Consider the following 13,355-nt stretch of genomic DNA (forward strand, 5'->3'; position numbering starts at 1 on the left):
TGTTTTGTTATTAAATGAAGAACGACACGAAGTTTTTTGTAGTTATACAGAAAATGGGGCTATAGCTCAGCTGGGAGAGCGCCTGCCTTGCACGCAGGAGGTCAGCAGTTCGATCCTGCTTAGCTCCACCACTACAGGCTTGTAGCTCAGCTGGTTAGAGCGCACCCCTGATAAGGGTGAGGTCGGCAGTTCAAGTCTGCCCAAGCCTACCATTTACCTTCACTTGCTTTGCAAGTGGTCGTAAAAAATCCGCTTAACCGGAAGCGGAGCTTCCTGACGGTTTTTCTACTCGCTAAAGTTAGCGGTAGTTATGAATCAACTTAGAAAGCTTGTTTTTGTGTCATGTTGGACCATGAATCCTAATGAATTTTTACTCGAATGAGTAAGCATTGATTAGGGTTTTTTACTCTAAGGAAGAAAGTAATGCTTTTAGCATGAAATATCCAACGTTCTTTAACAATTTGGAAAGCTGATATTTAATTAGTAAATCAATCAAACGAAAGACGTACTTACTACTCTACTTGACTTGAATTGCTTGTTATCAATCTTAATTTGATAGCAAGGCAATTTCACGATTAGCTTGTCATGCATACAACTGAGTTAGATCTCATCCAGTCCTGATTTCAAAAGGCGGGAGAGCTCTTCGCTCAATCATTGTTTTAATATCACTTCGGTGTGTATTAGCGCAATGGGCGAGGTAACAGTTTCTAGTCGACTAAATCGACGCGTAAGCGAAGGCACATACTTTTAGTATGTAACTGAGCGAACGAGGAAAATTTAGGAAGAATAGGAAGTGTTAACGAAGGCCATTATTTAATTGAAGAGTTTGATCATGGCTCAGATTGAACGCTGGCGGCAGGCCTAACACATGCAAGTCGAACGGAAACATGTCTAGCTTGCTAGATGATGTCGAGTGGCGGACGGGTGAGTAATGCTTGGGAACTTGCCTTTGCGAGGGGGATAACAGTTGGAAACGACTGCTAATACCGCATAATGTCTTCGGACCAAACGGGGCTTCGGCTCCGGCGCAAAGAGAGGCCCAAGTGAGATTAGCTAGTTGGTGAGGTAAAGGCTCACCAAGGCAACGATCTCTAGCTGTTCTGAGAGGAAGATCAGCCACACTGGGACTGAGACACGGCCCAGACTCCTACGGGAGGCAGCAGTGGGGAATATTGCACAATGGGGGAAACCCTGATGCAGCCATGCCGCGTGTGTGAAGAAGGCCTTCGGGTTGTAAAGCACTTTCAGTTGTGAGGAAAAGTTAGTAGTTAATACCTGCTAGCCGTGACGTTAACAACAGAAGAAGCACCGGCTAACTCCGTGCCAGCAGCCGCGGTAATACGGAGGGTGCGAGCGTTAATCGGAATTACTGGGCGTAAAGCGCACGCAGGCGGTTTGTTAAGCTAGATGTGAAAGCCCCGGGCTCAACCTGGGACGGTCATTTAGAACTGGCAGACTAGAGTCTTGGAGAGGGGAGTGGAATTCCAGGTGTAGCGGTGAAATGCGTAGATATCTGGAGGAACATCAGTGGCGAAGGCGACTCCCTGGCCAAAGACTGACGCTCATGTGCGAAAGTGTGGGTAGCGAACAGGATTAGATACCCTGGTAGTCCACACCGTAAACGCTGTCTACTAGCTGTTTGTGACTTTAAGTCGTGAGTAGCGAAGCTAACGCGATAAGTAGACCGCCTGGGGAGTACGGCCGCAAGGTTAAAACTCAAATGAATTGACGGGGGCCCGCACAAGCGGTGGAGCATGTGGTTTAATTCGATGCAACGCGAAGAACCTTACCTACACTTGACATGTTGAGAAGTTACCAGAGATGGTTTCGTGCCTTCGGGAACTCAAACACAGGTGCTGCATGGCTGTCGTCAGCTCGTGTCGTGAGATGTTGGGTTAAGTCCCGCAACGAGCGCAACCCTTGTCCTTAGTTGCCAGCATTCAGTTGGGCACTCTAAGGAGACTGCCGGTGACAAACCGGAGGAAGGTGGGGACGACGTCAAGTCATCATGGCCCTTACGTGTAGGGCTACACACGTGCTACAATGGCATATACAGAGGGATGCGAGACAGTGATGTGGAGCGGACCCCTTAAAGTATGTCGTAGTCCGGATTGGAGTCTGCAACTCGACTCCATGAAGTCGGAATCGCTAGTAATCGCAGGTCAGAATACTGCGGTGAATACGTTCCCGGGCCTTGTACACACCGCCCGTCACACCATGGGAGTGGGATGCAAAAGAAGTAGTTAGTTTAACCTTCGGGAGAACGATTACCACTTTGTGTTTCATGACTGGGGTGAAGTCGTAACAAGGTAACCCTAGGGGAACCTGGGGTTGGATCACCTCCTTACCAAGCTTTATATCTTGAGTGTTGTAAGACAAAGCTGATTAAAGCAACGAGAGTAGTAGTACTCAGTGCTCAAAAGATTGATTACGTGAATATCAGAATTCCTAAATTGTTAATTATTAAAGTAATATGGACTAAATAAGTCGGTATTACGCAAACTAACGTTTGCAAAAGTTTTTGCCTTGGCAGCCATAGCGATACGGTACCACCTGATCCCATTCCGAACTCAGAAGTGAAACGTATTAGCGGCGATGGTAGTGTGGGGTTTCCCCATGTGAGAGTAGCACACTGCCAAGCGTTTCCCCATGTGAGAGTAGCACACTGCCAAGCTCCCATTCGAAGAAAGCCCTTATCGTATGATAAGGGCTTTTTTTATGTCTAATAGAAAATAATATTAGCAGTTACGCCGTAGTAAAAAACTGAGCGTACTGCAGGTCCTCCTTGCGCGCTCATTCCAAAAAAGCATCATGATTCTGCACCCAGTGGTATATGAGCCACCGAACTCTGAAGTGAAACGTATTAGCGCATGCCGAGACTCGGCGGCCAGTAACTGGCGTGGGGATAGTGCGGGGTTCCGGTGACCGGCCCAGCCAGTGTGGCCCAGCTAGTGTGGCCCAGCCCCATGGGACAACGTGCAAGCCATGAAATGGTTGCCAGAGTTAGCACGGGGTGGCCCTCCACACTGCCATAGTTCGTTGTGAAGCAATCCCATTCGAAGAAATTGCTTCACAACGATTGCTTCACAACGATTGCTTCACAACGATTGCTTCACAACGATTGCTTCACAACGATTGCTTCACAACGATTGCTTCACAACGAAGCCTATCCTAACGGATAGCCTTTTTTTATGCTTGTAAGAAAGTGAACAGGCAATAAAAAGCCCCGCAGGGGCGGGGCTTAAACTAGGCGACTATTATTTCAATTCAACAAATTTAGGTATTCTCATAAGACTCACCAAGTGAAATAGACATAAAAGTATTTATGGGCATATAGCCCACTACGCTAGAAGTAATGACTAGAAGCTGTATGCGTACGACAGGTTCATGAAATCTAATCCAGGGTTATCACTATTAAACCCACCATTGGAGAAGTGCATGTAGCGCAAGGCGACGTGTTGGCTTTCATCAAGCTCAAGCACTAAACCGAGCCTATCTTCAAATTGGTAATTAGACCCTATATCCTTACCTGCTACTTTCTCATCATTAATGAAACTTGCCCCTATACCTGCTTCAACATACAAAGGGTAGTCATACACAGTGCTAATTTGTTTCATAAATATTGGCGTTATTGAAAGCGCGTAGCTTGTGCTATGGCTATTATCTTCGCCGTATTCCCAATGGTATGCGCTAAGTTCCCAGTAAAGTTTGATATTACCAATCCATCCAGTGCTTAAGTTATGTTCTATGGGGCGATAGGCAAATCGAATACCGTCGATATCGTCAAAGCCATGCATGTAATCAACGCTGACGGTTTGTTTAGCTTGAACTAAGCTTGGTACTAAAAGCAAAGCTAGGACGGTAAGTTTGAATGTATGTTTGAACATGTTGTCTCCTTAATATACAAGGAGAGAAGCAAAATTATTACCAGAAATAAAAGTCTATTATTTTCAAAGCATTAACGTTATTTAGAATGCTTATGTATTTTTTGCTATTTAATAATTTTCTTGAAATAAGTAATTATTACAGGGGTTTCCACACATCGTCTTCCTCAACATTTTGCTCTGTTCGAAACCTTTCTATAAGATCTTCAGGTAGACTTATATCGTATTTTTCGTAAATGTCAGATATCAACCTAGGGTTATTCACTAAGAATAGGTTTAACTCTTTTATTATTTCAGGGTGACGTAAAGTAGATAATAGAAAAGGGACATCAATAAAGGGAAGTGTAACATCAACGGAAAAAGGACCTAGTTGAGGGTAACTCTGTGTAAAATACTTTCCAACATGATATTCAACATCTACTGCATCCACTTCTTTATGTTGAAGTAGTGAAAGTGCATTATAAGTTTCTTCAATGGGAACTACAGATAAAAGGTTATCATCAATTCTCTTTTGCCATTTAACCGGCGTAAACCCCTGTGGAATAGCTAATTTCTTAATGAAGTTTAGCCCTTTTCCAATATCTTCCGATCTAATGAGTGTTCCAGATAAGGTATGAGCAACAGGTTTAGAAAAAGTTTTTTCACCTAGGGTTGTACCTTCGCTATTCCAACGGGGGTTATCAGGATAGACGAAATCTACATTCCCTTTATTTAATTCAATTTGTAACCTTCGAACGGGCATGTCTAAATATACGAATTCATGGCCTGATACATCAGAAAACGCTTCTAATATTGCCCAACCAACACCCTTATCAACATTCGAAGTGAAGTCATAGTGGGGAAAGTACTCAATATTTTGAGCACCAATAATATACTGTTCTGCTTGCGCTAAATTGCCGCCGAAAAAAAAGAGAAGGCAGTAGAAAGTCCGTTTTATGTCGCCCACTGATGTTACCTTATTGATGAATACTATTATTGAACACAGAAATTAATAGTAGCTCATAAACGCTTATTGAGGCTGCCAAATGTCTTTGTCTTCAATAGTAAATTCAGTTTGAATTTGTTGTGTCAGTGCTTCTAACGAAGTAATGCCGTAGCGCGATCTAATTGAATCAATAATCGCAGGGTTGTTATTTATAAAAGCATTAAGTTCCTCAATGACTTCCTGATGTCTTAATGCAGAAAGCATAAACGGGATCTCATTATGGGGCAGAGTAATATCCAATATGAAAGGACCGATTTGCGGCGACTGACTAGTATAGTAATTACCCACATGGTATTCGAAATCTATGGCGTCTACACGCTCTAGCTGTAGCAAGGACAAGCCTGCAAAAGTATCAGAGATGGAAACTATTTTAATAAGGTTTTGATCTAATCTTGTTTGCCAATTCACTGGAGTAAAACCAAGAGGCATAGCAATTCTCTTGATGGAGCTGATACCTTTATTTACATTTTTGGGTTTAACAAAAGTACCTGTAACAGCGCGGGTAAGTGCAATCGAGAAGTATTTTTCTTTGGTCTTAGTGACATCGTTATACCAACCTGGATTATCGGGATACACAAAGTCCACATGTCCTTTAAGCATTTCCATTTGAAGACGCCGAATAGGCATGGTTAGGTACGAAAACTCATGACCAGATGCTTCTGAAAAAGCTTCAAGTATTGCCCAGCCAACACCCTTATCAATAGGTGAAGAAAAATTATAATGGGGGTAATACTCTATATTTTGTGAGCCTACGATAAATTTTTCTGCAGTTGCCGCTGTACTAATCCATATCAGTAAAAGGCAAAACAACCCCTGCTTCATGCCATACTCCTACTCATTATGATAATAAAATACCCAAGCCTGCGCGAAGTGTATATACGTAATTGGACTTAGTGAAAATCTCTAGATGGCATAGAGATATTCTCTAGCCATGAAGTGCGGTCAATTAACTTTCCCGCAATAATATGAATAACCCCTTCCTTAGAGCGCTCAATAATACCATCAACTTGCATAAGTTTAGCTTTTAAAAAGGTTTTATGCTGGGCGCGCGAGGTCGCTTGCCATACGACAACGTTAATATTTCCGGTATGGTCTTCTAGCGTTAGAAAAGTAACCCCTGCCGCACTGCCTGGCGCTTGTCGCCCAGTCACGCATCCAAGTATTTTTACCATTGATTTATGGGGCTTTTGGCGTAAAGCTTTAGCTGGGGTAATAAAACCTAGCTCTCGCTCTCTGTGCAGCAGTGCCACAGGGTGATCGTTAACCGAAAGCCCTATAGAAGCATAATCTTCAATTAAGGTTTCTGCTACGCTCGGGGCAGTATTAAAAGTGTCCTCGTTACTAGTATTTTCAAACAGTGGTAAATCGGCTTGCTTGTCCATAAGCCGCCAGCGTGTTTGATAGCGATTACCTGCAATAGCTCTAAAAGCATCTGCACTAGCTAATGCTTCTAGCTCGTCAGAACGTATGGCGAGGGTTCGCACAGCCTCTATATTTTTATAACCTGCAGATGGCCTGCAGCTAACAATAAGGTTTGCACTCTTTTCGTTTAAGCCTTTTACAAGTGTTAGGCCAAGCTGAATTTGCTTCTCGTCTTTGCATTCAACAATCAAGTGTTCGTAGTTTGATGCATTCACGCAAGGCGCATGTACGGCAATATGATGACGTTTAGCATCTAGTACCAGTTGTGAAGGTGAATAAAAGCCCATTGGCCAACTGTTTAACAAGGCAACATAAAACTCTACAGGGAAATAATACTTTAACCAGCTAGACACATAAGCTAACACGGCGAAGGATGCTGAGTGCGACTCTGGAAAACCATAGCCAGCAAAGCCTTTAATTTGTTCGAATAGATTATTTGAAAAAGAGGCATCGTAGCCGCGTGATACCATGCCTTTTATCAGCTTTTCTTTGAACTCAAAAATACGGCCATCTTTTTTCCAGCTAGCCATCGCGCGGCGTAGTTGATCTGCTTCACCGCCACTAAAGCCAGCAGCTACCATAGCAAGTTTTATCACTTGTTCCTGAAAAATGGGAACGCCCATGGTGCGCAACAGTACTTCTTTCACTTCCTCAGAAGGATAGGTAATTGCTTCCTTTTTGTGCCGTCGTAGTAGATAAGGGTGCACCATATCACCCTGAATAGGGCCTGGTCTTACTATGGCTATTTGCACCACTAAATCGTAATAGCGACGAGGTTTTAAACGAGGTAGCATCGACATCTGTGCGCGAGATTCAATTTGAAATACGCCCACGGTATCAGCCTGACAAATCATATCGTAAACCTGTTTGTCATCGCCTAATTTGGTAATGAAAGGAATATCTATATCGACAGGGAATTGCTTGTTAAGTAAGTCGAAAGTGCGTCGAATAGCACTTAGCATGCCTAGTGCTAACACATCAACTTTAAGCAGCCCTAGCGTCTCAATATCATCTTTATCCCACTGAATAATAGTGCGCTCTTGCATAGCGGCGTTTTCAACAGGGACCAACTCATACAATGGCCCAGAACTAATAACAAAGCCACCAACGTGTTGAGAAAGGTGGCGAGGGGTACCCATTAATTGCTCGGTGATACTAACTAGAAGTTTTACCCTTTCATTCACCGGGTCGAGCCCTAAATTCGCGAGTTGAGACTGCCAAGGAATGACACTGTCTCGGCGATTAATTTGCTTCATCACAAAGCTTAATTGCGACTCGCTGAAGCCCAAGGCCTTACCTACATCTTTAAACGCTGATTTAAAGCGGTAGCAGATAACCGTAGAAGCAATGGCGGTTCTTTCCCTGCCATATTTTTCATAAATGTATTGGATAATTTCTTCACGACGTTGGTGTTCGAAATCTACGTCGATGTCAGGCGGTTCGTTTCGTTCTTTAGAAATAAAGCGTTCGAACAAAACATTAATTTGTCGTGGATCAACGGCGGTAATTTCTAAGCAATAACACACGATAGAGTTAGCAGCAGAACCTCTGCCTTGATAGAGAATTTTGCGCGCCTTAGCAAACTGTACAATGTCGTAAATGGTCAGGAAAAAGTACTCATATTCTTGTTCACGAATGAGTGAAAGCTCTTTTTCAATAAGTGCCCTCAGCGCATCGGTCAGGCCATCCGGGAAACGCACTTTTATGCCTGCTTCTACACGCTCTCTTAAATAGATAGTAGGCGATGTACCTTGGGGGATAAGTTCAGAAGGGTATTGGTAGCGTAGTTCTGCTAACGAAAACAGGCAGCCTCTCGCGACATCAATGGCATTGGAAATCCATTTTTCAGGGAACAGTTTTTTTAATTTTGAAACGGTACGCAAGCTACGCTCGGCATTGCTTAATGCTGCTCGCCCCAATTTACTTACTTGCGTATGTGCTTGGGTGGCATGAAGAACATGTTGAAGTGGAAGATTATCTACATGGTGCATAAGCACACCAGTACACGCCACTACAGGAAACTCAAATTTTTCCTGTAGTTGTGTGTAAGTCGCAAATCGATGATGGTCATACCCATCAAGTAAACGTTGCGCACCTACGTATGTTTTTATATTGGGCTGACTGGTTAGCCACGTCGCCCAGTAATTATTTTTTTCTTCCTGAGTATTGGGAAGCCATATAAAAATGCAGTGACGAATGGTCCGCAAGTCCCACTCTGCAAGTTGATACTCACCCTTTTGGCTGCGTCTTCTGGCATTTGTAATTATGCGACAAAGCTCGGTATATGCCGCTTTATTGGGGCAAAGTAATACAAAAGACAATGCATCATCGAAGCGGAAATAGCTGCCGACAATGAGCTTAATAGGGAGTTTTTGCTGTGTAATTTCAGCATAAGCTCGCACCACTCCCGCCACAGAACATTCATCGGTAATCGCTAACGCTTCGTATCCAAGAAAAGAGGCGGTAGTCACTAACTGTGCAGGCGAAGATGCCCCTGTTAAAAAGCTATAGTGGCTCTGACAGAAAAGTTCGCTATACATTAGCTGTATACGCCTTGTGTCCACCAACAGGCATTTACATCTTTAAAGACGAGCAAGCGTACACCGTGATTAGTTTCTGCTATAAAATAATCTTTCTGGCTAGCAGCGCTACTCCACCACTGCGTTTGAAGTCGTATAGGGCCAAAGCAAATACGTGTTGGTAGATTTAGGGGCATGGGGCGCTCAAACAAAAATGTCGGAATGATATCAGCGGTATAAGCAGGTGTAGTTTCCTCTACTTGATTGACTGTCATGCCTTCAAAAGTATGACTGTTTCCAGCTTTAGGGTGAAGCGTGCTGTTGTCGCCTAATTTGGCTTTTAACCTTCCAACAAGTTGCTTTTGTGCCACTGAGGTAAATCGATGAGAAAAAAAATCATTCCCATCGTTTTCAATGGGCTCAAATTGCTGGCAGGTTAGGGATATAGCGATAGCGGGCTCGGGCAGTAGAAGGGACTCAACTTTAAGCTCAACCAGCGCTAACCAGTCTTTCTGCGTGGCAAAAGGCATAGCACCATTAACCGCTATAGATAAAGGCTCTGCTTCTCTAAAATGCACCTGAAAAAGTATAGATGACGTGAGTAAATTGCGTGCGCGTAAGTAGTGTTCTAACGAAATTAGTAGCGCTTTAATGCTCGGCAATAAGTGTTGAGTGTTTTCCACTTCAAACGATAAATTTTTTAACTGCTTGAAGCTTATCGATGGCCTGAATAAAACGTATTTGGGAAAGGTTTCCCCCCGCAGTGCGGTTAAATAGCGAATAGTATCGTTTGAAAATCGTTGCCCAAGTTCATGGACGGGAAGTTTAAGTAGTTGGCCTACCTGTCTAACACCGACTTTAGCAAGTGTGGCAATGGTTTTCGAATCAAGGGCAGTTTGTTCTAGCTTACAGCGTGACAATAACAGAGTTATGTTTTCTTTATTATCGGTATAGCGATTGGTTTTATTTTTAGCGAGAAGGCGTGCTGCATCCACTCCCCATGCAGTGGCGAAATAAAAGTGAATACCAGTAGAATGTAGCTCGTTTGTAAGTACATGCCATAAAGCGTCAAGACCACCGTAATACTGCAGTAAATTGTCTAGTCGAATAGCAATGGCGTTGTGAGCTTCAATCACAATGTCTGAAGCGAGTGGGTATAACCGATGTGCAAGAAATAGAAGGGTCTCTTTTTCAGCTTCGCGATTAAACGCTAGAATGTGCACGTGAGGGCAAAGCGCAGCCGCTTGTGCAAGCCCTTGACCGCATTCAACACCTTCGTTTATAGCCTGAGAATTAGCTTGAACTACTTGGTTGCTTTGTTCGTGATAAACCACAGTAGGTATATCACCGTCTGTGAAGCCGCCATCTTTTTTATGGGAATCAAGAGTTAACTGATAGCAGTAAAAGTAAGCCCATAGCATCATTAAATCACCGAGTGTAATGCTGGCTCGGTGTTCTTATTGTTTTGCATGGCTGATTGAATGGCGCGATTGTTAGGGGTCCATGAATGGGGGATCACGATATCGGATACGGGCCATCCATGACGCTGTTTAATAATGTTAACAACCAATTGCGCATCACGAAGATGCAGACTTAAATCTAGGGTAATTGGAAAAGAAGCCCTTTGTTGGTTAGGGGAAGTAAACAGTAAGCACAGCGTATCGTTATGCGACGCCGCCACTTGCAAACGCCGAGCAGCTTTTGCATCCATGGTGTTATTCCAAAGCAATACACAATGACAAGCTGCACTTTTTAAGCATTGCTCTGCTGCCCACAAGGCTTCTTGATCTGTTTTTGGAAGCACGACGATGACTTGTTCTAAGTCTACGCCTAAGCTGCTTAACCAAGGCGCTTGGAGCTGGGCGGGTGGTTTTATAAATACACGTAGTTTGTGTGTGCGATGCGTAGTTAAAACATGTTTGAAAAGCGTGATTTCCCCAATACCCGTTAATGACGCAACTCTTACGACGCCTGATGTGGCGATACCACCGTGCAGGGCTTCATCCAATATAAGATTACCCAGCAAAAACTTGTTTTCGCTTACAGGCTTCTCTCGAGCTCGCCATATATGAGGGTGCTTATCAAAAAGCGCTGCCTTTGAACGAACTTCATTAATGGGTGAAATAGGAATATTCATAACACTATAATACTGTATATTTGTACAGTATTATAGTGTAGAGGTTTGTCTTTTCAAGATGGGTGAAATAGTTAAGGCTGTGAGGACATCTAACTATTTGAAAAAAATGCTTAAATAATTACGCCGTACTGGCATCGCTGCTAGCAGGGCTTTTTTTAGTGTTACCTCCCACCGAGCTAGTTATTAATTGGCAGGCTGCAATAAAACCATCAGCGCTGTTTTTAGACCAAGCCATACGAATGGGGCCAGGCATTTCTTTAATCACGTCTCGCACATCGCTTTGTGATACCTCGGTGCTGCTTAATGCAGAATCTAATGCTTCTTCTAACGTAGCGCCTTTTTCACAGCACGCCATTACAATACTAGAGAAGTTAAGCATAAGCGGCATAAGAGCAGTATGTTGTTGCTGACTTATCAGGCGGCTTTTATAAGCACTTTCGATACGAGCAGCATACGCTTTTTCTAGCGCATCAGTGACGAGCACTAAATTCTTATAAGCATGGTTAACTTTATTACCATTTTGTTTTGCAGATGAACGCGTAAGCGTAAGTTCACGTTGTAGCGTTTGCACACGAAGCGCTAGATAAATCAAAAACAGGACAAGTAGTCCTATGATCCCGAATGCAAATATCATTATCTTGCCGCCTTTTGTTCTTCTATGAATTGGTTAATTTTTTGTTCTAAAATGAATAATGGCACAGAACCATTTTCTAAAACTGCTCGGTGAAATTTACGTACATCGAAATGCTGACCTAGCGCAACCTCAGCCTTTTCACGTAGCGCCTTTATTTTAATTTCACCAATTTTATAAGATAGGGCTTGTGCTGGCCATGATATGTATCGGTCTATCTCAGTATTCACATTATGCTCTGACAAAGCCGTATTGGACATCATAAAATCAACAGCTCTTTCGCGGCTCCATCCCATGGTGTGCATGCCGGTATCTACGACAAGGCGACACGCGCGCCACATTTCGTAGCTTAAGCGACCGAAATTATCATAGGGGTCTTCATAAATTCCCGCTTCAATCCCTAAGAATTCAGAATACAAACCCCAACCTTCACCAAAAGCTGAAATATAAGTGTTACGGCGTACCATGGGTAAACTTTCTAATTCCGCCGCTAAAGATATTTGCAAATGATGCCCAGGCACAGCCTCGTGCAAGGTAAGAGCTGGAAGGGCATAAAGCGGACGCTTATCTAGCGCATAAGTATTTACCCAGTAGTAACCGGGTTGATCGTCTCGACTAGGGTGAATATAACGACCCGTGGTGTACTTCGGGGCGATACTATCGGGTACAGGAGCAACGCCATAAGGCGTACGAGGTAAATATTCAAAGAGCGATGGTAATTTTGCGTCCATCTTTTTCGCAATAAATGAGGCCTCTTTAAGCAGCTCTTCTGCGCTGGTGGCATAAAACTGAGGATCATCACGTAAAAAGGTAATGAACTCATTAATACTGCCATCGAATTCAAGGCTATCTACCACGCTTTGCATTTCAGCTCGAATACGCTTTACTTCTTTTAAGCCAAGAGTATGAATGTCTTCGGGGCTCATATCTGTGGTGGTGTAGTGCTTGGCGCGGTTAGCGTAATAAGCTTTGCCATCAGGCCATTCGTTAGCAGCAATGGCGGCTCGCGCGCCAGGAATATACTCATCAACCATGAAGTCATAAAATGCTTGGTAAGCAGGGAAAACGCTGGTGGTAATGGCTTTTTGGCCTAGTTGGGCTAGCGCAGCTTGTTGTGAAGCATCAATATGTTTTGGAAATCGAGTAAATGGACTGTAGAAGCCACTTTTCACTGGGTCGTCCAGAATATAAGCGGCTACCGCATCTTCGAAGCCTTCAAGAACCACTTTAGGTTGGGTGTAACCCTCTTTTAGCCCTTGGCGCATATAGGCAATTTGTTGTTCAAAGTAGGAGGTAAGTGCATTCAAACGAGACAGGTAAGCGTGATAATCCTCCACCGTTTTAAATACAGATAAATTTGGCAAGGATGCCATGGCACCATGAAAACCGTATTCGGAATTAATGGGGACAAGATAAGCGCGAAAGTGATATTGGCTAATATAATTCTCTAGCCGATACTGCTGCATAAGCAACGAGATAAAAGCGTCGTCAGATAGATTTTCCTTAGAATACGCTTTCAATGCATGACGGTACGTTCGCCATTGTTGATCTTGAGTGGCTAAGCCTTGTGGTGAAATATCCGGTAGCTCGCTATTTTGCGAACTGTTGCCTTGTCTCGAAGCTAGAAGCGGGGAAACACTTAGTTCGTATTTCCAAATTTCATCTAACAAAGCATAAAACGACTTATCCTCGTTGGAGCTTGCCAATGAGGTAAAGCTAGTAAGTACTAGTATAAAAGTTAACAAATAACGGTACATGAAAGCCTCCGGTAACCTTA

Annotated in this window: 8 protein-coding genes, 2 tRNA genes and 2 rRNA genes; 4 read left to right on the top strand and 8 right to left on the bottom strand. The window is 43.4% G+C overall.

Features of this window, described 5'->3' with window-relative positions:
- The first annotated feature begins 55 nt into the window (after positions 1 to 55).
- The 4 genes from AV939_RS00160 (at position 56) to rrf (ending at position 2,641) form a co-directional block, all read left to right on the top strand.
- Positions 56 to 131: transfer RNA gene (locus AV939_RS00160), tRNA-Ala, on the top strand.
- A gap of 4 nt (positions 132 to 135) precedes the next feature.
- A tRNA-Ile gene (locus AV939_RS00165) sits at positions 136 to 212 on the top strand.
- Between the two features lie 602 nt (positions 213 to 814).
- A 16S ribosomal RNA gene (locus AV939_RS00170) occupies positions 815 to 2,347 on the top strand.
- 178 nt (positions 2,348 to 2,525) lie between these two features.
- Positions 2,526 to 2,641 (top strand): 5S ribosomal RNA (rrf, locus tag AV939_RS00175).
- 718 nt (positions 2,642 to 3,359) lie between these two features.
- Here the strand turns inward: rrf and AV939_RS00180 are convergent.
- The 8 genes from AV939_RS00180 to AV939_RS00215 all read right to left on the bottom strand — a co-directional run bounded on the left by AV939_RS00180 (position 3,360) and on the right by AV939_RS00215 (position 13,335).
- Positions 3,360 to 3,887, bottom strand: coding sequence for an acyloxyacyl hydrolase (locus tag AV939_RS00180; protein WP_057794987.1), 528 nt, complete (start codon positions 3,885 to 3,887; stop codon positions 3,360 to 3,362).
- Positions 3,888 to 4,023: 136 nt separating this feature from the next.
- Positions 4,024 to 4,830 carry a hypothetical protein gene (locus AV939_RS00185; protein WP_082605005.1) on the bottom strand — a complete coding sequence of 269 codons (807 nt, stop codon included), beginning with the start codon at positions 4,828 to 4,830 and terminating at the stop codon, positions 4,024 to 4,026.
- A gap of 63 nt (positions 4,831 to 4,893) precedes the next feature.
- Positions 4,894 to 5,691, bottom strand: coding sequence for a hypothetical protein (locus tag AV939_RS00190; protein ID WP_057794986.1), 798 nt, complete (start codon positions 5,689 to 5,691; stop codon positions 4,894 to 4,896).
- A gap of 68 nt (positions 5,692 to 5,759) precedes the next feature.
- Positions 5,760 to 8,831 carry an error-prone DNA polymerase gene (locus tag AV939_RS00195; RefSeq protein ID WP_057794985.1) on the bottom strand — a complete coding sequence of 1,024 codons (3,072 nt, stop codon included), beginning with the start codon at positions 8,829 to 8,831 and terminating at the stop codon, positions 5,760 to 5,762.
- Positions 8,831 to 10,234 (bottom strand): Y-family DNA polymerase, encoded by a 1,404-nt coding sequence (locus AV939_RS00200; protein WP_057794984.1) that lies wholly within the window; start codon positions 10,232 to 10,234, stop codon positions 8,831 to 8,833. The genes AV939_RS00195 and AV939_RS00200 overlap by 1 nt, the downstream gene beginning before the upstream one ends.
- On the bottom strand, positions 10,234 to 10,947 hold the full coding sequence (gene imuA / locus AV939_RS00205; RefSeq protein WP_057794981.1) for a translesion DNA synthesis-associated protein ImuA: 714 nt from the start codon (positions 10,945 to 10,947) through the stop codon (positions 10,234 to 10,236). Before imuA ends, AV939_RS00200 begins: the two co-directional genes overlap by 1 nt.
- 118 nt (positions 10,948 to 11,065) lie before the next feature.
- Entirely contained in the window at positions 11,066 to 11,581 is a 516-nt protein-coding gene (locus AV939_RS00210; protein ID WP_057794977.1) for a hypothetical protein, read from the bottom strand.
- Positions 11,581 to 13,335 carry a DUF885 domain-containing protein gene (locus tag AV939_RS00215; RefSeq protein WP_057794974.1) on the bottom strand — a complete coding sequence of 585 codons (1,755 nt, stop codon included), beginning with the start codon at positions 13,333 to 13,335 and terminating at the stop codon, positions 11,581 to 11,583. The genes AV939_RS00210 and AV939_RS00215 overlap by 1 nt, the downstream gene beginning before the upstream one ends.
- Positions 13,336 to 13,355 lie beyond the last annotated feature (20 nt).

Origin of the sequence: Alteromonas sp. Mac1 (assembly GCF_001562125.1) — a bacterium.
GTDB lineage: Bacteria > Pseudomonadota > Gammaproteobacteria > Enterobacterales > Alteromonadaceae > Alteromonas > Alteromonas stellipolaris.